We start from the raw sequence: 21714 nt of genomic DNA, 5'->3' as shown, positions 1-21714 counted from the left end.
TCGGGCACACGGCCGTCGGGCACACGGATTCCAGGGATTCGTCGGCGATGAGCGGCGAGGGAATGGCCGATCGCGTCCGCCGCCTGACATGCGTCGCCGAGCTCGGCTGGCGCACGCTGGTGGTGCGGGCGCTGGCGCATCCGCCTTTCGCCTGGTGGACGGCGTCGCTGCCGGTATCGGGGCGCCTGCTGTTCGCGCCGCAGGACCTGCGTGCCGGCGATTCCGCCCGGGCGGCGGAGATCTATGCCGGGTGCTTCGCCTTTGCCGGCAAGGCGGTGGAGACCGGCGGCGCTTCGCCCTTCGAGATCGTCCCGCCGTCGCGCGAATGGGCGCAGGCGCTGATGTCGTTCTCGTGGCTGCGGCATCTCCATGCCTCCGACACTGCGATTGCGCGGGCCAATGCGCGGGCGCTGGTCGGCGACTTCATCAATCTCGGCGGGCCGCGCCTGCCGGCGGCGGCCGAGCCGGAAGTGGCGGCGCGACGGATGATCAACTGGCTGTCGCAGGCGCCGCTGATCCTCAAGGATGCCGATTCCGGCTTTCATCGCCGCTTCCTGCGCTGCCTCAGCCAACAGGCGCGCTATCTCAAGAGCATTCAGCGCTTTGCCCGCGACGGGCGCGCCCGGCTTGCCTGCGCGGTGGCGCTGAGCTTTGCCGGCCTGTGCATGGCCGACCAGCCGCGGCTGCTGCGCTCCGCCCAGAAGCGGCTGTCGGAGGAGCTGGAACGGCAGGTGCTGGCCGATGGCGGCCCGGCGAGCCGCAACCCCGGCATGCTGATCGAGCTGCTGCTCGACCTGCTGCCGCTGCGCCAGTGCTTCGAGGCGCGACACGTGGCGCCGCCCGCGGTGCTGGTGAACGCCATCGACCGCATGATGCCGATGCTGCGCTTCTTCCGCCATGTCGACGGCTCCTTCGCGCATTTCAACGGCATGGGACCGACGCCGGCCGACAACCTGGCCGTGGTGCTCGCCTATGACGATGCGCGCGGCCGGCCGGTGTCCAACGCTCCCTATTCCGGCTATCAGCGGCTGGAGGCCGGCGGCTCGGTGGTGATCGTCGACACCGGCCGGCCGCCGCCGCCGCTGTTCAGCCACGAGGCGCATGCCGGCTGCCTCTCCTTCGAGCTTTCCAGCGGGCGCAACCGGGTGGTGGTGAATTGCGGCGCACCGACCCCCGCGCATGAGAGCTGGCGCCCCGTAGCCCGGCAGACGGCGGCGCATTCCACGGCCACGCTGGCGGAAATCTCTTCCTGCCGCTTCATCGCCGGCGGGCTCGCCATGAAGCTGTGCGGCACGCCGGTGCTGGACGGCCCCGCCGACATCCATGTCGACCGCTCCGAGCGCGGCGGTGCCGACGTGCTGCGGGCCAGCCATGACGGCTATGCGCGCCGGCTCGGCCTGGTGCATCAGCGCTCGTGGCGGCTGTCGGGCGACGGCACCTGCCTCGACGGCGAAGACCTGTTCCGCGCCGCCCAGGGCGAGGAGATCGCCAGCGACGCCCGCGACTTCTATGCGATCCGCTTCCACCTTCACCCGGCGGTGAAGGCGGCGCGGGCGCCGGACGGGCAGACGATCTATCTCACCCTGCCGGATGGTGACGACTGGGTGTTCGAGGCGCCGGACTGCCCGGCGACCATCGAGGAGAGCGTCTATCTCGCCGCCCATGGCGGGCCGCGCCGCGCCGAGCAGATCGTGATCACCGGCAAGGCGCGCCAGCGGCCCCGCGTCGCCTGGACCTTCGTGCGGGTGCAGGGCGTGCGCGGCTAGGGCCGGCCGCCGCAAAAAGCCCGCGTCGACATTCGGCTTGCCGGGCGGATGCCATCTCACTTCCCTCATCAGCCGGACTCGAACCGGCCATTCCAGCATCGGCCGATCGGCTCGGGCGCGGAGGATGCGGCGTTCGGTTGTCGGCATCGGCCGCGTCGGCTCTGTCGTGAGCGGCCTCGCCACCGGGCCCGGCGACGCCGGCCGACCAGCCGAGGGGCCGGCGGCCCGGACAGAAACTTAGCTAACCGGCGAAGTTTTGCTTGCGACGCCGATGCGACGGTCTATAGTTAGCGATATGGCTAAGCATGACCTCGATCTCTCGCTGCTGTTCCACGCCCTGGCCGACCCGACCCGCCGGTCGATCCTCACGCGGCTCGCCGAAGGTCCGGCGCGGGTGACGGATCTGGCCGGCCCGACGGGACTGCGGCTGCCCACGGTGATGCGGCACCTTTCCGTGCTGCAGGAAGCGGGACTGATCGCCACCTCCAAGGACGGGCGGATACGCACCTGCGCCATCGTGCCGGAGGCACTGGACCCGGTGCGGACATGGCTCGACGAGCAGCGGGCGCTCTGGGAAGCCCGGCTCGACCGGCTGGACGCCTTCGTGATGAACGTGATGAAGGAACGCGCGAAATGACCTCGAACGAGCCTGCCGGAAACTTGATCGGCGCGAAGCCCGACCAGCGCGCGGGCCGCTTCGCGACCCTGACCTTCGAGCGCGAGGTGGCGGCGCCGGCCCCGGTGCTGTGGCAGGCCTGGACCGCCCCGGCGGCGCGGGCGGTCTGGGCTGCGCCGACGCCTGCGGTCACCGTCGCGTTCCTGGAGGCGGACACCCGCGTGGGTGGGCGCGAGGTCTCGCTCTGCAAGGTCGAGGGCCAGCCCGACATACGCTGCGAGTGCGGCTGGCTGGAGCTGCAGCCGCCGGCGTGGAGCGTGAACTACGAAGTGATCTCGTCGGCCGGGGCGACGCAGTCGGCGGCGCTGGTGACGGCGGAGATTTCCGGCGCCGGCGAGCGCAGCCGGCTGGTGGTGACGGTGCAGCTGTCCTCGCTGGCCGAGGACATGGAGGCGGGCTACCGGCAGGGCTTCGGCGCCGGGCTGGACCATCTCGCCGGCGTGGCCGGGCGGACCCTGGTGTTGCAGCGGGTGATCGCGGCGCCGCGAAGCCTGGTGTGGAGCGCGTGGATGAACCCCGAGACGCTGCCGCAATGGTGGGGGCCGGACGGATATTCCTGCCGCACCGAAAGGATCGACCTGCGGGCGGGCGGCGAATGGGTGTTCGACATGATCGGGCCGGACGGCACGGTGTTCCCGAACCATCATCGCTATCACGAGGTCCGGCCGGAGGAGCGGATCGGCTATACGCTGCACTGGGGCGAGAACGGGCCGAAGCATGCCGACGCCTGGGCCGCCTTCGAGGAACAGGACGGGGCGACCAGGGTGACGCTGGGCATGGTGATGAACACGGCGGCCGAGTTCCACGAGGCGAAGGGCTTCGGCGCCGTGGAGCTGGGGCAGCAGACGCTGGGCAAGCTGGAGCGCTGCGTCCTGTCCCGCCAGGCCGCGTCCGCTGTCGGGACCGGCGCGGCGGAGGGTTAACGCCGGGCCGGATCGGTGGTAAGGCCAGCCGATCCTTCAACAACGTCCGGCCCCATCATGTCGCTCGACATCCGCCCCATCACCCGCGCGCTGCTCTCGGTCTCCGACAAGACGGGCCTCGTCGACTTCGCCCGCAAGCTCGCCGCGCATGGCGTCGAGCTGGTCTCCACCGGCGGCACCAGCAAGGCGCTGAAGGAGGCGGGGCTCGCGGTGCGCGACGTTTCCGAGATCACGGGCTTTCCCGAGATGATGGACGGACGGGTGAAGACGCTGCATCCCAAGGTGCATGGCGGCATCCTCGCCGTGCGCGCCGACGCCGCTCACCGGGCGGCGATGGACGAGCACGGCATCGGGCCGATCGACCTCGTGGTGGTGAACCTCTATCCCTTCGAGGAGACGGTGGCGCGCGGCGCCTCCTTCGAGGACTGCGTCGAGAACATCGATGTCGGCGGGCCGGCGATGATCCGCGCTGCCGCCAAGAACCATGGCGACGTCACCGTGGTGGTCGATCCCTTGTCCTACGAGGTGGTGCTGGCCGAGATCGCCGCCGCGGGCGGCACCACCGGCGCCACCCGCCGGCACTTTGCCCGCGCCGCTTTCGCCCGCACCGCCGCCTATGACGGCGCCATCGCCGAATGGTTCTCCTCGGTGGAGGCGGATAGCGCGCCGCCGGCGCGGCTTTTCGCCGGCATCCTCGCCGAGGAACTGCGCTATGGCGAGAATCCGCACCAGCAGGCGTCGTTCTATCTTTCCGGCGGGGCGCGGCCGGGCGTCGCCACCGCCCGCCAGCTGCAGGGCAAGTCGCTCTCCTACAACAACCTCAACGACACCGACGCCGCCTTCGAGGCGGTGGCCGAGTTCGACCCCGCCCGCGCGCCGGCGGTGGTGATCGTCAAGCATGCCAATCCCTGCGGCGTGGCCGAGGGCGCCAGCCTGGTCGAGGCCTATCGCAAGGCGCTGGCCTGCGACCCGACCTCGGCCTTCGGCGGCATCGTCGCCTTGAACCGCACGCTGGACGCCGAGGCGGCCCGCGCCATCGTCGAGATCTTCACCGAGGTGATCGTCGCCCCCGACGCCACCGAGGAAGCGGCGGCCATCGTCGCCGCCAAGAAGAATCTGCGCCTGCTGGTGACCGGCGCCTTGCCCGACCCGCGCGCGAAAGGCCTGGCGGTGAAGTCGCTGGCCGGCGGGCTGCTGGTGCAGTCGCGCGACAATGCGGTGGTCGACGACATGGAGCTGAAGGTCGTCACCAAGCGCGCCCCGACCAATGCCGAGCTCGCCGACCTCGCCTTCGCCTTCCGCGTCGCCAAGCATGTGAAATCGAACGCCATCGTCTATGCCAAGGACCTCGCCACGGTGGGCATCGGCGCCGGGCAGATGAGCCGGGTCGATTCGGCGCGCATCGCCGCGCGCAAGGCGATCGACGCCGCCGAGGCCGCCGGCCTTGCCGAGCCGCTGACGCGCGGCAGCGTGGTCGCCTCCGACGCCTTCTTCCCCTTCGCCGACGGGCTTCTGACCGCCATCGAGGCGGGGGCGACGGCGGTGATCCAGCCGGGCGGTTCGATCCGCGACGCCGACGTGATCGCCGCCGCCGACGCGGCGGACGTCGCCATGGTGTTCACCGGCGTGCGGCACTTCCGCCACTGAGGCGGGGTGGCCCGGACAGGAAAAAAGGGCCGGTGCGAACCGGCCCTTCGTCTGTGGCGGTGCGGGCGCTTCAGAAGCGATAGGTGACGCCGACGCCGACGATCCACGGATCGAGATCGGCGGTGCCGGTCAGCGGCGTGCCGGCGACGGTGACGTCGAAATCCGGCTTGAGGAACAGCTTCTTCACGTCGACGTTGAAGCCCCAATGCGCGTCGATCATGTAGTCGAAGCCGGCCTGCAGCGCGAAGCCCCAGGCATTGTGCACATCGAGGCTGTCGGCGGCGTCGGCCTCCTGGTTGAAGAAGAAGGTATAGTTCACGCCGGCGCCGACATAGGGCTTGAACGCGCCGAACTCGGTGAAGTGGTATTGCAGGGTGAGGGTGGGCGGCAGCAGCCACGCCTCGCCGATCTTGCCCAGCCCGGCCAGCGAGCCGGCGCCGTCAATGTCGTGCGGGGTGACGCCGAGGATCAGTTCGGCCGCCCAGTTGTCGGTAAAATAATACGTGATATCGAGTTCAGGCACCACCGAATCGGAATAATCGAGGTCGGATCCCGGCACGCCGTTCACCTTGCCGCCGTCCTCCGGCAGCACGCCGAGCAGGCGCAGGCGGATCTGCCAGGGGCTCTTCTCCACCACCGGCGCCGGCGCCTTGTAGACCGGCGGCGCGCTGGCGATGTCGGCGGCGAAGGCCGGCGCCGCGATGAGAAGGGCCGCCGGAATGGCGGCGGTGATGACCTGGAGCGCTTTGGACATGTGATTTCCCCTGTGCCCGCCCGATGCTGCGGCGCGACATGCCGCATCGACGTTCTGGAGCGGTCGGGGCCCCTGAAATTTGATACATCTCAACCCGCCGGGATCGCGTCGCGCAGTGTGACGGTCCGGCAACAGGACTACGGTCGTCATCCGGCCATCAGAAGCCGGTACCAACGATGGGACGGCCGCCGCGACGGCGCGCGGCCCGAGGCAGGAGACGGACATGGGTGTCGAAGGTTTTCTCGCCAGCGAAGACGAGCGCGCGGCGCGCCAGCTGGTGGAGCAGGCGGATCTCATCACGCAGGCGACCGAGGGCGACATGCCGCCGCGCTTCGCCAGCCGCCTGTTCGGGCGGGCTGCGGCCGAGGATGTGCGGCTCTATACCGCACAGGAACTCGCCGAGCTGGCGCGGCGCGCCCATGAGCATCTCGCCCGGCGCACCGCCGGCGCCGCCGATATCCGCGTCGAACTGCCGGAGGTGGTGGCGGGCGGCGAGCGCCTCGGCGAGGTGACGGTGATCGAGATCGTCAATGATGACATGCCGTTCCTGCTCGATTCGGCGATGGCGGCGCTGAACGAGCGCAACCTCACCGCCTCGCTGGTGGTGCACCCGATCTTCAAGGTCGAGCGCGACCGGCAGGGAGGGCTGGTCGGCATCGCCGCCCAGGGCGCGCCGAAGGACCCGCGCCAGAAGCGCGAGAGCCTGATTCACATCCACGTGCCGCGCCTCGCCGACGCCGGCGAGCGCGAGGCGCTGGCGGCCGAGCTCGCTTTGGTGATGGCGCAGGTGCGCGCCGCGGTGACCGACTGGAAGCCGATGCTCGGCGAGGTCGAGGCGGCGTTGGCCGATCTGCGCGCCGCGCCGGCCAGCGTGCCGGCAGCGGAGGTGGCCGAGGCGGTCGCCTTCCTCGAATGGCTGCTGGCCGACAATTTCACCTTCCTCGGCACCCGCCACTACGATCTCGACGCCGGCGGCCTATTCGTCCGGCGGACGGACCAGGCGTTCGGCCTGCTCGCCGACCTGGAGATGCGGCTGTTCCGCCGCCAGCTCGATCCCAAGGCGGTGAGCGCCGACCTGTCGCTGGTGCTGGCGGATGCCAGCCCGCTGGTGGTCACCCGTTCGCGCACGCTCGCCCAGGTGCATCGTCGCACCTGGATGGATGTGGTGGTGGTCAAGCGTTACGACGCGCAGGGGCGGGTGATCGGCGGCCTCGCCATTGCCGGCCTGTTCACCTCCACCGCCTATACGCGCTCGCTGTCGGTGATCCCGCTGCTGCGCCGCAAGGCGCTGAAGGTGATCGAGCGCGCCGGCTTCGATCCGTCGAGCCATTCCGGCAAGGCGCTCGCCAGCGTGCTGGAGAACTTCCCGCGCGACGAGCTGTTCCAGATCGACGAGGCCACGCTGTTCCATTTCGCGCTGGCCATCCTCCAGCTCGACGAGCATCCGCGCGTGCGGGTGCTGGCGTGGCGCGAGCGCTTCGACCGCTTCGTCTCGGTGCTGGTCTACGTGCCGCGCGACCGCTACGGATCGGAGGTGCGCGAGCGCATAGGCGCCCTGCTGGCGTCGAGCTTCGGCGGCAAGGTGGTGGCGTTCAAGCCGCTGTTCCTCGACGGGCCGCTGACGCGGGTGCACTTCACCATCGAGCGCGACGAGGGAACCGCGCAGGCGGAACCCGGCCGGGCGGAGCTGGAGACGGCCGTCGGTGAGATCATCCGCACCTGGGAGGACGTGTTCGCCGGCGCCATCGGCCTCGTCTATCCGCCGGAGACGACGGCGCGGCTGCGCGCGCGCTACGGCCACGCCTTTCCCGCCGGTTATCAGGACAGCAACTCGCCGCAAACCGCGCTCGCCGACCTGCGGCTGATCGAGCGGCTCGGCGAGGCGGCTCCGGTCGCCATCGATTTCCACAAGCCGGAACAGGGCGCGGGAGGCGAGCGGGCCGGGCTCAAGGTGCTGAGCTACAAGGTGCCGCGGCTGCTCTCCGAGCGCGTCCCGCTGCTGGAGGCGATGGGCTTCCTGGTGGTCGACGAGCGCACCTTCACCGTCGAGCCGGAGGGGCTGGCGCCGATCTATGTCCATGACATGCTGCTCGCCCGGCGCGGCGGCGGCGAGATCGACCTCGACATATTGGAGCAGCGCCTGCACGCCTGCCTGATGGCGGTGCTGCACGGCCAGGCCGAAAGCGACGGTTTCAACGCGCTGGTGCTGAATGCCCGCCTCGACTGGCGCGACATCGCGCTGCTGCGCACGCTGGCGCGCTATCTGCGGCAGATCGGCTCGCCCTACAGCCAGGACTATCTGTGGACGGCGCTGAATGCCCATCCGGCCATCGTCGACCGGCTGGTGGCGCTGTTCCATGCGCGCTTCGACCCGTCCGTCGCCGGCGACCGCGAGGCGCGGGAGGCGGCGATCCGTGCCGAGATCGAGGCGGCGCTCGCAGAGGTCTCGAGCCTCGACGACGACCGCATCCTGCGGGCTTTCGCCGATCTCATCGACGCGGCGATGCGGACCAATTTCTTCCAGACCGCGGCGAATGGCGAGCCCAAGCCGGCGATTGCGGTGAAGTTCCTCAGCCACAGGGTCGAGGGCCTGCCGCTGCCGAAGCCGCTGTTCGAGATCTTCGTGCATTCGCCGCGCGTCGAGGGCATCCATCTGCGCTTCGGCCGGGTGGCGCGCGGCGGGCTGCGCTGGTCCGACCGGCCGCAGGACTTCCGCACCGAGGTGCTCGGCCTCGTCAAGGCGCAGCAGGTGAAGAACGCGGTGATCGTGCCGGTGGGCGCCAAGGGCGGCTTCGTGCCCAAGCACCTGCCGACCGGCCCGCGCGAGGCGGTGCAGGCGGAAGGCACCGAGGCCTACAAGCTGTTCGTCTCCTCGCTGCTCGACCTCACCGACAACATCGACGGCGCCGAGATCGACCATCCGCCGCGCACCGTGCGCCATGACGAGGACGATCCCTATCTCGTGGTCGCCGCCGACAAGGGCACCGCCACCTTCTCCGACACCGCCAACGGGCTGTCGGAAGCGCGCGGCTTCTGGCTGGGCGACGCCTTCGCCTCCGGCGGCTCGGTCGGCTACGACCACAAGGGCATGGGCATCACCGCGCGCGGCGCCTGGGAGGCGGTGCGCCGCCACTTCCGCGAGATGGACACCGACATCCGCGTGACGCCGTTCACCGTGGCCGGAGTGGGGGACATGTCGGGCGACGTGTTCGGCAACGGCATGCTTCTGGAGAACACCATCAAGCTGGTGGCGGCCTTCGACCATCGCGACATCTTCCTCGACCCGACGCCGGACCCGGTCGCCTCGCTGGCCGAGCGCCAGCGGCTGTTCGCCCTGCCGCGTTCCTCCTGGCAGGACTACGACAAGGGCCTGATCTCGCCGGGCGGCGGCGTCTATTCGCGCGCGGCCAAGAGCATCCCGCTCTCGCCGGCGGTGCGCGAGGCGCTCGGCTTCGAGCGCTCCTCCGCCTCGCCGGCCGAGGTGATCAGCGCCATATTGCGCGCGCCGGTCGACCTGCTCTGGTTCGGCGGCATCGGCACCTATATCCGCGCCTCCGCCGAGACCGACGCGCAGGCCGGCGACCGCGCCAATGACGCGGTGCGGATCGCCGCCGCCGAGCTTCGCGCCAAGGTGATCGGCGAGGGGGCCAATCTCGGCGTCACCCAGCGCGCCCGCATCGAGGCGGCCAAGCGCGGCGTGCGGCTCAACACCGACGCCATCGACAATTCCGCCGGGGTGAACACCTCCGATGTCGAGGTGAACATCAAGATCGCCCTCGGGCCGGCCGCGCGGGACGGCAGGCTGGATGCCAAGTCGCGCGCGGCGCTGCTCGCCTCGATGACCGACGAGGTGGCGGCGCTGGTGCTGCGCAACAACTACCTGCAGACGCTGGCGCTCTCGCTCGCCGAGCGGCGGGCGGCAAGCGAGCTCACCTTCCACCAGCGGCTGATGCAGCGGCTGGAGGAGCGCGGCCTGCTCGACCGCGCCGTCGAATACCTGCCCGGCGACGGCGAGATCAACGAGCGGCGCGGGCGCGGCGAAGGTCTCACGCGGCCGGAGCTCGCGGTGCTGCTGGCCTATGCCAAGCTCACCGCCCATGCCGACCTGCTCGACACCGACGTGCCGGACGACCCCTATCTCGCCCGCGAGCTCGCCGCCTATTTCCCGCCGGAGCTCAACGCACGCTTCCCCGACGGGATCGACGGGCACCGGCTGCGGCGCGACATCATCGCCACGCGGCTCTCCAACGCCATGATCAACCATGGCGGACCGGCCTTCCTCGCCCGGCTCATCGACGCCACCGGGGCCGATATCGGCTCGATCGCCAAGGCTTTCGCGGTGGTGCGCGACGGCTTCGACCTCGACGGCCTCAACCGGGCGATCGACGCGCTGGACGGGCATACCGCCGGGGCGGTGCAGCTCGACCTCTACGCGGCGGTGCAGGAGCTGCTGCTCGACCGCAGCGTGTGGTTCCTGCGCAATGTCGACCTGCGCCGCAGCCTCGACGAGCTGGTGTCGCATTACGCCGCCGGCGTGCCGCCGGTGGTGGAGGCGCTGAAGGGCACGGTGCGCGAGCTGATCCCGGAGGAGACGCGGGCGCTCCACGACGCCCGCATCGCCCAGTGGACGCAGGCGGGGGTACCGGAGGAGCTGGCGCGCCGGGTCGGCCGGCTGCCGGCGGTGGAGAACGCCACCGACATCGTGCTGATCGCCGACCGCACCAAGGCGCCGATCGCCGCGGTGGCGACCACCTTCTTCGCCGTCGGGCTGCATTTCCGCCTCGACCGCATCCTGTCGGCGGCGCGGGGACTGGCGGTCACCGACTATTACGACCGGCTGGCGCTGGAGCGCGCGCTGGTGGCCTTCGAGATCGCCGTGCGGCGGCTCGCCGCCGAGGTGATCGAAAGCCACGGCCCGGGCGCCGCCGGCGTCGCCGCCTGGGCGGCGGCGCGGTCGGCGGAGGTCGAACGCACCCGAGCCGCCGTGCACGAGATCGCCGGCTCGGGCCTCAGCGTCTCCAAATTGTCGGTGGCGGCGAGCCTGCTCGGCGACCTGGTAACGGGGTAGCACCGACACTATGATGAGGAGCCGGGCGGTTTGCCCGGCTAAATCGGAGGCCGAAATGAGGGTGAAGCTCTCAATCGATCTCCGGTGGGAGAGATGGAGACCGGCACTCTCCATCTCCTTCTCGTCCGGAGGGGCCGGGGATGCGCAAATGCAGTCCCGGTTCCCGAAGAAGGATCAAGTCAGTGTTGACTGACTTTCAATATCGTACGCCCCAGCCGGCTACGCCGCCGCGTGCTTCTTGTTCTGCCGCTGGGAGATGAGGTCGTTCACCACGCCGGGATCGGCCAGCGTCGAGGTGTCGCCGAGATTGCCGAACTCGTCCTCGGCGATCTTGCGCAGGATGCGGCGCATGATCTTGCCGGAGCGGGTCTTGGGCAGGCCGGGGGCGAACTGCACGAGGTCCGGCGAGGCGATCGGGCCGATCTCGCGGCGCACCCAGGCGACCAGCTCCTTGCGCAGTTCCTCGCTGGGCTCGACGCCGGACATCAGCGTCACATAGGCATAGATGCCCTGGCCCTTGATGTCGTGCGGATAGCCGACCACCGCCGCCTCCGACACCTTGGCATGGGCGACCAGCGCGCTCTCCACCTCCGCCGTGCCCATGCGGTGGCCGGAGACGTTGATCACGTCGTCGACCCGGCCGGTGATCCAGTAATAGCCGTCGGCGTCGCGGCGGCAGCCGTCGCCGGTGAAGTACTTGCCGGGATAGGTGGAGAAATAGGTCTGCATGAAGCGCTCATGGTCGCCATAGACCGTACGCATCTGGCCGGGCCAGCTGTCGGCGATGACGAGATTGCCCTCGCAGGCGCCGTCCAGCACCTTGCCCTCGGCATCCACCACCTGCGGGACGACGCCGAAGAACGGCCGCGTCGCCGAGCCGGGCTTCAGCTTGGTGGCGCCGGGCAGCGGGGTGATGAGGATGCCGCCGGTCTCGGTCTGCCACCAGGTATCGACGATGGGGCAGCGGTCGTCGCCGACCACGCGGTGATACCATTCCCACGCTTCCGGATTGATCGGCTCGCCGACCGAGCCGAGCAGGCGCAGCGAGGCGCGGGAGGTCTTCTTCACCGGTTCGTCGCCCGCCTGCATCAGCGCGCGGATGGCGGTGGGGGCGGTGTAGAAGATGTTCACCTGGTGCTTGTCGATGACCTCCCAGAAGCGGGAATTGGTCGGGTAGTTCGGCACGCCCTCGAACATCAGCGTGGTGGCGCCGTTGGCGAGCGGGCCGTAGACGATGTAGCTGTGGCCGGTGACCCAGCCGACATCCGCCGTGCACCAGTAGATATCGCCCTCGTGATAGTCGAAGACGTATTGATGCGTCATCGCCGCATAGACGAGATAGCCGCCGGTGGTATGAAGAACGCCCTTCGGCGTGCCGGTGGAGCCGGAGGTGTAGAGGATGAACAGCGGGTCCTCGGCGTTCATCGGCGTCGCCGGGCATTCGCTGGTCACCAGATCGGCGGCGGCGTGGTACCAGACGTCGCGTCCGGGCTCCATCTCGACGGCGCCGCCGGTGCGCTTGACCACGATCACGTGGTCGACACCGCCTTCCACCTTGGCGATGGCCGCGTCGACATTGGCTTTCAGCGGCACCTTGCGGCCGCCGCGCAGGCCTTCGTCGGCGGTGATGATCACCCTGGAATCGCAGTCGCGGATGCGGCTCGCCAGGCTGTCCGGCGAGAAACCGGCGAAGACGATGGAATGCACCGCCCCGAGCCGGGCGCAGGCCAGCATGGCGAAGGCGGCCTCGGGGATCATCGGCAGGTAGATGGTGACGCGGTCGCCCTTCTCGACATTGCGGTTGCGCAGCACGTTGGCGAAGCGGCAGACCTCGTCATGCAGTTCCTGATAGGTGATCTTGCGCGACTGGGACGGATCGTCGCCCTCCCAGATGATGGCGACCTGATCGCCCCGGCTCTCCAGATGCCGGTCGATGCAGTTCCAGGCGACATTGGTGACGCCGTCCTCGAACCATTTGATCGACACCGCGCCGGGCGCGAAAGAGGTGTTCTTCACCACCGTGTAAGGCTCGAACCAGTCGATCCGCTTGCCTTCCTCGCCCCAGAACGCCTCCGGATCGTGCACCGAGGCCTCATACTTGGCCCGATAGGCATGATCGTCGAGAAACGCCCGCTGCGCCCATGCGGTCGGAACGTCGTAAATCTTTTCGGACATTGGCGTTTTCCTTCACCCCTGCGCTGGTGCGCCTTATCTTGCTTCCGAGGAATTATGGGCAGACGGCCCGCTCGCGACAAGCATGGGAGGCGCGAGACTTTGGTCGGTATGTAGTCGCCCGGATGCGTCTAGCCGGCGATGCCCGGCCGCCAGACCGAGGAGCGCTTGATCTCGGCGTCTTCCAGCTCGCGCGAGACCGGCACGCCATATTCGGCGACCCATGTCAGCCGTTCGCGCGGCAGGTAGCTGCGGCCGGGATCGCCGATCCACACCGCCGCGCCGCGTGCGGCGAGCGCTTCGAGCCAGGAAAACACCTCGGCGGCAAGATCGCGCTCATAAGCGATGTCGCCGGCCAGGACCACCTCCCAGCCCTCGTCGCGGCCGAGGACATCGTGCCGGCAGGGGGTGATGGCATCGAGGCCGTTCAACTCGGCATTGAGCGCGATGGCGGCGCGGGCGAACGGATCGATGTCGGCGGCCTCGACCACGAGAGCGCCGGCGCGGCGGGCCGCGAGCGCCACCAGGCCGGAGCCGGCGGCGAAATCGAGCACCCGCTTGCCGCGCACGATGTCTGGGTTGTCCAGCACATGGCGGGCGAGCGCCTGGCCGCCCGCCCAGGCGAAGGCCCAGAACGGCGGCGGCAGGCCGATCTCGCCGAGCTGTTCCTCGGTGCGCTGCCAGATCGGTACCGCCTCGTCGGCGACATAGAGCCGGATCTCCGGCACCAGCGGCACCGGGCGCGGCAGGGTTTCCGCACGGATGAAGGCTTCGGGGTCGCGGATGCGTTCCGTCACTTGGCCCCGGCCATGGACAGGACGATGTCCCATTCCTCATCGGTGACCGGCTGCACGGAGAGCCGGGAAAAGCGCATCAGCGCCATGTCCGCAAGGCGCGGCTCGGCCTTGATGGCGGCGAGCGTCACCGGCTTGGGCAGGCCCTCCACCGCCTTGATGTCGACCATGACGAACTTGCTGGTCGGGTCGGAGGGATCGGGATAGGCTTCCCTGATCACCTCGACGATGCCGACGATCTCCTTGCCCTCGTTGGAGTGGTAGAAGAAGCCGCGATCGCCGCGCTTCATCGCCAGAAGCTGCTGCTTGGCCAGATGGTTGCGCACGCCGTCCCAATGGGTGCCCTTGGCGCCGGCCTCGAGCTGGTTCTGCCAGGACCATTTGAAGGGCTCGGATTTGTAGAGCCAGTGCGCCATGCTTAGCCTTCCGCTTTCTGAGGCCGCGCCAGAAGCGAGCCTATCGCCTGTTCGATGTCGTCGCGCCCGGACAGCACCGCCTCGACGGCGCTGGCGATCGGCATGTCGATGCCGGCCCGCTCCGCCATCGCCACCAGCACCGAGGCGGTGAACGCGCCTTCGGCAAGCTTGCCGCTGGGGGGGAACTGGTTGGTGCTGCCAAGGCTGAGTCCGAGCGCGTAGTTGCGCGACTGCGGCGACGAGCAGGTGAGGATGAGGTCGCCCAGCCCCGACAGTCCGGTCAGCGTTTCCGGGCGGGCGCCATAGGCGCGGCCGAAGCGCGACAGCTCGGCGAAGCCGCGGGCGATCAGCGCCGCCGCGGCGCTGGCGCCAAGCTCGCGCCCGCCGACGATGCCGGCGGCGATGGCGAGCACGTTCTTCGCCGCGCCGCCGATCTCCACGCCGCGCACATCGTCGCTGTGATAGAGCCGGAACGAGGGCGACCCCAGCGCGGTGCACAGCGCCTCGGCGAGGCCGAAATCCTGCGCCGCCAGGGTGACGGCGGTCGGCAGGCCGGCGGCGACATCGGCGGCGAAGCTGGGGCCGGAGAGGATGCCCGGCACCGCGCGCGGGCAGGCCTCGGCCAGCACCTGGGTCATGAACAGCGAGGTGCCGCGCTCGATCCCCTTGGCGCAGGTGACCACCGGCGTGCCGTCCTTCAGCTGCGGGGCGATGGTTGCCGCCGCCTGGCGGCTGGCCTGCGCCGGCACCACCAGCAGCACCGCGTCGCACTCCGACAGGGCGTGCAGCGCGGTGGAGGGCGCGACCGCGGCGGCGAGCTCGACGCCGGGCAGATGGGGCTCGTTGCGCCGGGTGCGGGCCATGGCCTCCATTGCCGCCCGGTCGCGGCCCCACAGCACCACCTCCCGGCCGGCGCGTGCGGCGGCATTGGCCAGCGCCGTGCCCCAGGCGCCGGCGCCGACCACGCCGATGCGGCGGAAGCGCGCGCTCATGCGGCCGGCGCGGTGGCGGCGGCGCCCTGGGCGGCATCGACCTCCGCCAGCGGCCAGCGGGCGCGCGGGGAGAAGTCGAGGCCGTCGCGGCGGCCGAGGGCGAGGCGCTCGGCGCCGGCCCAGGCGATCATGGCGCCGTTGTCGGTGCACAGTTCCGGCGGCGGCACGGCGAGGCGGGTGCCGCCATCGGCCGCCACCTTGTGCAGGGCGCGGCGCACTGCCTGATTGGCGCCGACGCCGCCCGCCAGCACCAGCGCGCTCGGGGCATGGCCGCGCTCGCGCATGGCGCGCAGCCCGTAGCGCACCCGATCGGTGACGACATCGACGATGGCAGCCTGGAAGCCGGCGCAGAGATCCTCCACGTCGTGATCCGACAGCGGCGCGATCCGCAGCGCCTCCAGCCGCACCGCGGTCTTGAGGCCGGACAGCGAGAAGTTCGGCTCCGGCCGGCCGAGCAGCGGGCGCGGCAGGGCGAAGCGGTTCGGGTCGCCGCCGAGCGCGGCGCGCTCGACCGCCGGGCCGCCGGGATAGGGCAGGCCGAGCATCTTGGCGGTCTTGTCGAAGGCCTCGCCGATGGCGTCGTCAATGGTGCCGCCGAGCTTCTCGTAGCGGCCGACGCCGGTGACGCAGACCAGCTGGGTGTGCCCGCCGGAGACCAGCAGCAGCAGATAGGGGAACGGCACCGAATCCGTCAGCCGCGCGGTCAAAGCGTGCGCCTCGAGATGGTTGACCGCCACCAGCGGCTTGCGGGCGGCGAGCGCCAGCGCCTTGGCGGTGGTGAGTCCGACGATGACGCCGCCGATCAATCCCGGCCCGGCGGCGGCGGCGATGCCGCCGAGATCGGCGAGGGTGACGCCGGCGGCGCGCAGGGCACGGGCGATCACGTCGTCCAGCACCTCGACATGGGCGCGGGCGGCGATCTCCGGCACCACGCCGCCATAGGCCGCATGCTCGTCGAATTGTGACAGCACGATGTTGGACAGGATCGAGCCGCTGCCGTCCTCGCGCCGGCGCACCACGGCCGCCGCCGTCTCGTCGCAGGTGGTCTCGATGCCGAGCAGCAGAAGATCGCTCATTGACTTTCCATGGGTGGGCGGTGTTCTGAACCGCTGACGAACCGCTAGCATCGCAGGACCTCATGACGCAATCGCTTCCACATGAGACCCCCCGGCCGACCGAGCCCAGGCTCCGGATCGGCACGCGCGGCAGCCCGCTGGCGCTGTGGCAGGCGCAGGCGGTGCGGGACGCCCTGCTCAAGGCGCATGGCTGGGAGGAAGGCGTGGTCGCGATCGAGGTGATCCGAACCACCGGCGACGCCATCACCGACCGGGCGCTGGCGCAGGCCGGCGGCAAGGGGCTGTTCACCAAGGAGCTGGAGGAAGCGCTGCTCGACCGGCGCATCGACCTCGCGGTGCATTCGGCCAAGGACATGGCGACGGCGCTGCCGGACGGATTGATCCTCGGCGGCTACCTGCCCCGCGCCGATGTGCGCGACGCGCTGGTGCTGCCGGCCGGCCAGGCGCCGCATGAGGGCCACCCGCTCGCCAGCCTGAAGCGCGGGGCGCGGGTCGGCACCGCGTCACTTCGCCGTGAGGCGCAGCTGCGCCGGCTGCGGCCGGATCTCGAGGTGGCGCTGCTGCGCGGCAATGTGCAGACCCGGCTCGGCAGGGTCGACAGCGGCGCGTTCGACGCCACCCTGCTGGCGATGGCCGGACTGACCCGGCTCGGGCTGCAGGACCGCGCCAGCGCGCTGCTCGGCACCGCGGATTTCCTGCCGGCGGTGGGGCAGGGGGCGGTCGCCATCGAGACACGCGACGGCGATGACGAGGTCGCCGCGCTGCTGGCCCCGGTGGCCTGCGGCCGGACTGGGCTCGCCGTCAGCGTCGAGCGGGCCTATCTCGCCGAGCTCGACGGCTCCTGCCGCACGCCGATCGGCGGGCTGGCCGAGGTGGATGGGGTGGAACTGAGCTTCCGCGGCATGGTGCTGTCGCCGGATGGCAGCGCCTATTACGAGATCGTCCGCCACGGGTCGGCTGCCGAGGCGGTGGAGCTCGGCCGCCGCTGGGGAGGCGAGATGAAGCGCATGCTGCCCGCCGGGCTGTTCGGAGGATGATGTGAGCCGGTCGCGTTTCCTGCCCGCGGACCGCCCGTTGCGCGCGACCTCGCCGGAGTGAACCTATGCGGGTGCTGGTGACGCGGCCGCAGCCCGACGCCGACGCCACGGCGGCGCGGCTGGCGGCCGCCGGGCATGAGGCGCTCGTCGAGCCGATGCTCATCATCGAGGCGATTCGCGGGGCGCGGTTGCCGGAGGCACGGCCCGACGCGCTGGCGCTCACCAGCGTCAACGGCGCGCGGGCGCTGGGCGCGCGGGCGGAATGGACGGCGCTGAAGCACCTGCCGCTCTACACGGTGGGCTGGCGCACCGCGCAGGCGGCGCCCGAAGGCGCCGCGCCGCAGGCGGCCGGTGGCGACGGGGCGGCGCTGGCGGCGTTGCTGCGCGCGCGCCTGCCGCGCGGGGCGCGGCTGCTGCATGTTTGCGGCGAGGACCGGGCGGTCGATCTCGGGGCGGCGCTGGCCGCGGACGGCATCGCGGTGGATCTGTTCACCCTCTATCGCGCGGTGCCGGCCCCGGCGCTGTCGGGCGCGGCGATCGCGGCGGCGCGGAGAGGGCAGATCGACGCAGCCTTTCACTTCTCGCCGCGCACGGCGGCGACGCTGGTGGCGCGGGCGGCGGAGGCCGGCATCTCCCCCGCGCTGGGGCGCGTCACGCATCTGTGCTTCTCGCCCAAGGTCGCCGCGCCGCTGGCTGCGGCGGGCTGGCCGGTGCGGATTGCCGCAGCACCAAACGAAAACGCGCTTTTCGCGTTATTGTCAGCGTAGACCATCCTCCCGGCCGGGAGGTTGCGGTGGGCGGACGGGCGGTCTATCCCGGATGGACTGGTGGTAACGAGCGGAAGAGGGACGCACGGTGGCCAAGCGATATGCGCCAAAGCAAGACCCCGCCAAGAAAGAGGCGCCGTCCGAGGCGGCCAATGCCGCGGCCTCGACGCCCGGCGTGCTGAACCCTGATCTCGCGTTCCCCGCCGGCGAACCGGCCACCGCGCCCTTGCCCGGGGAGCCGGCGCCGGCCGAGGCGGCCGCCATCGGCCCGGGCGCGCGCGCCGCGACCTCCAAGCCCCGCAAATCCCCGGAGGAACCGCCCGTCGCGGCGCCTCCGGCCGAGGCCGAGCCGTTGGACCCGGCCAATGAGGTCGCGCCGGCCGTGCCGCGCCGGCGGCCGGTCACCCTCGATCTGCCGGCAAAGGACCTGACTCCGCCGCCGCCGCGCCCGGAACCGCAGGCGGCTGCGGCGGACGCCGCCGGCGCCGGGCTGGCGGCCTCCGAGAAGGGCCGCAAGCGGCAGTCGCTCGGGCTGATCGGGGCGTCGATCCTGGCGCTGGCCGCCGGGCTGATGGGCGGCGCCGTGGCGTTCGCGCTGGTATCGACCTTCTACAGCGCCGAGCAGAACATCGATTCGATCACCGATCTCGAGGCGCGCGCGCTCGACCTGCGCCAGCGCGTCGAGCAGCTGGAAGCGCAGCCGGGCCAGCCGGCGCCGGCCGCGCCGACGGTTGTCGCCAGCGTGCCGGCGGAGCTGACCGCGCGCATCGAGGCGCTGGAGGGCGGGCTGACCGCCGCTGACGCCAAGCTCGCCGAGGCCGACAGCCGGATCGCGGCGCTGGCCGAGGCACCGGCGCCTGTCGCCGCTCCCGCCGCCTCGCCGGAAGCGGTGCAGCAGGCGGAGGCGCGCATCGCGGCGCTGGAAGGCCGGATCAATGAGGTGGCGGCGCAGCGCCAGGCGGGGACGCAGGCGGCCCGCGCCGCGGCGGCTCTGGCGACGCTCGGGGCGCTGGAGGCGGCCATCGCCGCCGGCGTGCCCTATGAGACCGAATTGCAGGCGAGCCGGACACTGCTCGGCGACCAGGCGGCCGGGCTTTCGGCGCTGGAAGCCGCGGCGCTGACCGGGCTGCCGGCCGGGCCGGTCCTGGCCGGACGGTTGAAGGCGGCGCTGGCCGAGGCGCCGGCCCCGGCAGCGGGCGCAGGCGCGGGCGCCGCGGCGCCCGCCGATGCCGGCATCGTCGACAAGCTGTGGAACAGCGCCTCGTCGCTGGTGACCGTGCGCCGCAACAGCGGTGCCGCCGAAGCTTCCAGCGAGCCGGCGATCGCGGCGGCGCAGGACGCGCTCGGGCGCGGCGACGTCGCCGAGGCGCTGACGGTCCTGGGCGGCCTGCCCGAGGCCTCGAAGCAGAAGCTCGCCGCGGTGATCGGCGCCATGGAGGCGCGGCAGGCCGCGCTTGCCACCGTCGCCGGGGTGAAACGCCAGCTGATCGCCGACATCGCCGGGAGAACGCCGTGATCCGCCTTGTCATCTATCTCCTCGTCCTCGGCGTCGTCGCCTTCGGCATAGCCTGGCTCGCCGACCGGCCGGGCGCGGTCGCCATCGACTGGCAGGGCTGGCACATCGAGACCAGCGTGCTGGTGGCGGCGAGCGGGCTCCTGGTGCTGCTGGCCGCGGCGATCCTGCTGTGGACACTGATCCGGGTGATCCTGCGCTCGCCGGAAATGCTGGCGTTTTCCTGGCGCAGCCGGCGGCGCAACCGCGGCTTCGCGGCGGTCACCCGCGGGCTGATCGCCGTCGGCTCCGGCGACGCCATCGGCGCCCGGCGCGCGGCCAACGATGCCGAGCGCTTCCTCGGCCGCGAGCCGCTGGCGCAGCTGCTCGCGGCGCAGGCGGCGCAGCTCTCGGGCGATTCGGCTTCTGCCGAAGCGGCCTTCCGCGCCATGACCGAGGCGCCGGCCACCCGTCTGCTCGGCCTGCGCGGCCTGCACATGGAAGCCCGGCGGCGCGGCGATGCCGCCTCGGCGCTGGTCGCCGCCGAAGAGGCGGCCCGGCATGAGCCCGGACTTGCCTGGGCGGCGGACGCGGTGATCGAGGCGCGCTGCGTGAAGGGGGATTTCGCCGGCGCGCTCGCCATGCTGGAGCGCGAGGCCTCGCATGGCGGGCTCGACCGCGCCGCGCATCGGCGCCGCCGGGCGGTGCTGCTGGCCGCCCAGGCGCAGGCGCTGGAGCTCTCCGAGCCGGCGGTGGCGCGGGAGAAAGCGGTGGAAGCGACCCGGCTCGCGCCGACGCTGGTGCCGGCCGCCGAGGTGGCGGGACGGCTGCTCGGGGCGGCCGGCGACACCCGCAAGGCGGCGAAGATCCTCGAGACCGCCTATGCGGCGACGCCGCATCCCGGCCTCGCCGACGCCTATTTGCATCTGCGCCCCGGCGACGCCGCGCGCGAGCGGCTGAAGCGGGTGCGCACGCTCACCTCGCGGGTGCCCGAGCACGCCGAGAGCGCGCTGACCCTCGCCCGTGCCGCCATCGACGCGCAGGAATTCCCGGTGGCGCGCACGGCGCTGGCCCCGCTGACCGCCGCGCCGACGCAGCGGGCCTGCCTGCTGATGGCGGAGCTGGAAGCGGCGGAGGCCGGCGATCTCGGCAAGGCGCGCGAATGGACCGCGCGGGCGGTGCGGGCGCTACGCGATCCCGCCTGGGTGGCGGATGGCGTGGTCTCCGAGCACTGGGCGCCGATCTCGCCGGTGACCGGCAAGCTCGACGCCTTCCAGTGGCAGCTGCCGCCGGGCGTGGCGGCGACGCCGCTGCTGGAGAATGAGGCCGAGCGCGCCAAGGCGGCGATCGCCGCGGTGCTGGAGAGCCGGGCACAGGAAGCCGCCGCGACGGCCGCTGCCGCATCGGTGATCGACGCCGCGCCTGTGCCGAAGCCGGAGGCCGTGGCGAAGCCCGAGCCGGCACCGGTGCCCACGCCCGAATCGGCGTCGCCGCCGGCGAAGCCGCAGCTGGTGCGCGCGGTGCCCGCGAGCGTGATCGCCGAGCCGCATCGGCCGGACGATCCGGGACCTGAGCCCTATCCGGAAGACGGCACCAGTGCCAAGCGGCCGACCTTCGGGGTGTGAGCCCTCAAGGGGCCACCGGCGGCCGATGTCGACGTCCGTGATGGGATGAAGAGGTCTCCGCCAGAAGGCCGGCCGCTCGTCACGCGGCCGGCGGGCACGATGCAAGCCGGAGTACATCCGTCCTGACCTGCATCCATCCGGTGCGGCGCCGACGAAGCGCCCGCGCGAAACATGTTCTTGCCGGAAGTCCCGTTCTGAGCGGAGAGCCCGGCAGGGTGAGGCCGACGACGATCGAGGCCGCCACACCCGTGGTGCGACGCCTCTCTCCAGCGAGAATCCATACGAAACGGAGACCGCCGCGACTTTCACCCTGCCGGGAAACGCCCCCGCCAGAAGGCCAGCCGCTCGTCAGGCGGCCGGCGGGCACGATGCAAGCCGGAGTACATCCGTCCTGACCTGCATCCATCCGGTGCGGCGCCGACGCAGCGCCCGCGCGAAACACGTTCTTTCCGGAAGTCCCGTTCTGGCTGGGATGAAGCCTATATGGGAGGCGATTTGCGTTGTGCAAG

15 protein-coding genes are annotated in these 21714 nt (G+C 71.4%); 9 read left to right on the top strand and 6 right to left on the bottom strand.

Features of this window, described 5'->3' with window-relative positions; translation table 11 throughout:
- Positions 1 to 62: 62 nt before the first annotated feature.
- From J2X65_RS06810 to purH, 4 genes are all read left to right on the top strand, one after another.
- Complete coding sequence (locus J2X65_RS06810; protein WP_310199615.1) at positions 63 to 1766, top strand: heparinase II/III family protein; 1704 nt, start codon at positions 63 to 65, stop codon at positions 1764 to 1766.
- Between the two features lie 295 nt (positions 1767 to 2061).
- Positions 2062 to 2403, top strand: coding sequence for a metalloregulator ArsR/SmtB family transcription factor (locus tag J2X65_RS06805; RefSeq protein WP_310199613.1), 342 nt, complete (start codon positions 2062 to 2064; stop codon positions 2401 to 2403).
- Positions 2400 to 3365 (top strand): SRPBCC family protein, encoded by a 966-nt coding sequence (locus tag J2X65_RS06800; protein WP_310199611.1) that lies wholly within the window; start codon positions 2400 to 2402, stop codon positions 3363 to 3365. Before J2X65_RS06805 ends, J2X65_RS06800 begins: the two co-directional genes overlap by 4 nt.
- Before the next feature lie 57 nt (positions 3366 to 3422).
- Positions 3423 to 5012 carry a bifunctional phosphoribosylaminoimidazolecarboxamide formyltransferase/IMP cyclohydrolase gene (purH, locus tag J2X65_RS06795; protein ID WP_310199609.1) on the top strand — a complete coding sequence of 530 codons (1590 nt, stop codon included), beginning with the start codon at positions 3423 to 3425 and terminating at the stop codon, positions 5010 to 5012.
- A gap of 70 nt (positions 5013 to 5082) precedes the next feature.
- Here purH and J2X65_RS06790 read toward each other — a convergent pair whose 3' ends face one another.
- The gene (locus J2X65_RS06790; RefSeq protein ID WP_310199606.1) at positions 5083 to 5766 is read right to left on the bottom strand and encodes an OmpW family protein; all 684 of its coding nucleotides are present in this window, start codon (positions 5764 to 5766) and stop codon (positions 5083 to 5085) included.
- A gap of 223 nt (positions 5767 to 5989) precedes the next feature.
- Here J2X65_RS06790 and J2X65_RS06785 point away from each other — a divergent pair, with 223 nt between their 5' ends.
- Entirely contained in the window at positions 5990 to 10834 is a 4845-nt protein-coding gene (locus tag J2X65_RS06785; protein ID WP_310199604.1) for an NAD-glutamate dehydrogenase, read from the top strand.
- A gap of 219 nt (positions 10835 to 11053) precedes the next feature.
- On the opposite strand, the gene acs is transcribed toward J2X65_RS06785, so the two are convergent.
- The 5 genes from acs to tsaD form a co-directional block, all read right to left on the bottom strand.
- On the bottom strand, positions 11054 to 13009 hold the full coding sequence (gene acs, locus J2X65_RS06780; RefSeq protein ID WP_310199603.1) for an acetate--CoA ligase: 1956 nt from the start codon (positions 13007 to 13009) through the stop codon (positions 11054 to 11056).
- A gap of 128 nt (positions 13010 to 13137) precedes the next feature.
- On the bottom strand, positions 13138 to 13836 hold the full coding sequence (locus J2X65_RS06775; protein ID WP_404977674.1) for a class I SAM-dependent methyltransferase: 699 nt from the start codon (positions 13834 to 13836) through the stop codon (positions 13138 to 13140).
- On the bottom strand, positions 13800 to 14216 hold the full coding sequence (locus J2X65_RS06770) for an EVE domain-containing protein (protein ID WP_310199599.1): 417 nt from the start codon (positions 14214 to 14216) through the stop codon (positions 13800 to 13802). The genes J2X65_RS06775 and J2X65_RS06770 overlap by 37 nt, the downstream gene beginning before the upstream one ends.
- Before the next feature lie 2 nt (positions 14217 to 14218).
- Positions 14219 to 15208 carry an NAD(P)H-dependent glycerol-3-phosphate dehydrogenase gene (locus J2X65_RS06765; RefSeq protein WP_310199597.1) on the bottom strand — a complete coding sequence of 330 codons (990 nt, stop codon included), beginning with the start codon at positions 15206 to 15208 and terminating at the stop codon, positions 14219 to 14221.
- Positions 15205 to 16284: a tRNA (adenosine(37)-N6)-threonylcarbamoyltransferase complex transferase subunit TsaD gene (gene tsaD, locus J2X65_RS06760; RefSeq protein WP_310199595.1), complete on the bottom strand. Its 1080-nt coding sequence runs from the start codon at positions 16282 to 16284 to the stop codon at positions 15205 to 15207. The genes J2X65_RS06765 and tsaD overlap by 4 nt, the downstream gene beginning before the upstream one ends.
- A 62-nt stretch (positions 16285 to 16346) precedes the next feature.
- On the opposite strand from tsaD, the gene hemC reads away from it, so the two are divergent.
- The 4 genes from hemC to J2X65_RS06740 all read left to right on the top strand — a co-directional run bounded on the left by hemC (position 16347) and on the right by J2X65_RS06740 (position 21205).
- Positions 16347 to 17321 carry a hydroxymethylbilane synthase gene (hemC, locus tag J2X65_RS06755; protein WP_310199593.1) on the top strand — a complete coding sequence of 325 codons (975 nt, stop codon included), beginning with the start codon at positions 16347 to 16349 and terminating at the stop codon, positions 17319 to 17321.
- 65 nt (positions 17322 to 17386) lie between these two features.
- On the top strand, positions 17387 to 18088 hold the full coding sequence (locus J2X65_RS06750) for a uroporphyrinogen-III synthase (RefSeq protein ID WP_310199591.1): 702 nt from the start codon (positions 17387 to 17389) through the stop codon (positions 18086 to 18088).
- A gap of 88 nt (positions 18089 to 18176) precedes the next feature.
- On the top strand, positions 18177 to 19604 hold the full coding sequence (locus tag J2X65_RS06745) for a hypothetical protein (RefSeq protein ID WP_310199589.1): 1428 nt from the start codon (positions 18177 to 18179) through the stop codon (positions 19602 to 19604).
- The gene (locus J2X65_RS06740; RefSeq protein ID WP_310199587.1) at positions 19601 to 21205 is read left to right on the top strand and encodes a heme biosynthesis HemY N-terminal domain-containing protein; all 1605 of its coding nucleotides are present in this window, start codon (positions 19601 to 19603) and stop codon (positions 21203 to 21205) included. The genes J2X65_RS06745 and J2X65_RS06740 overlap by 4 nt, the downstream gene beginning before the upstream one ends.
- Positions 21206 to 21714: the final 509 nt, after the last annotated feature.

The organism is Ancylobacter sp. 3268 (assembly GCF_031456575.1).
In the GTDB taxonomy this organism is placed as follows: Bacteria; Pseudomonadota; Alphaproteobacteria; order Rhizobiales; family Xanthobacteraceae; genus Ancylobacter.
Note: the sequence above shows the minus strand (reverse complement) of the source record. Positions and strands in the feature narration are given on the sequence as shown.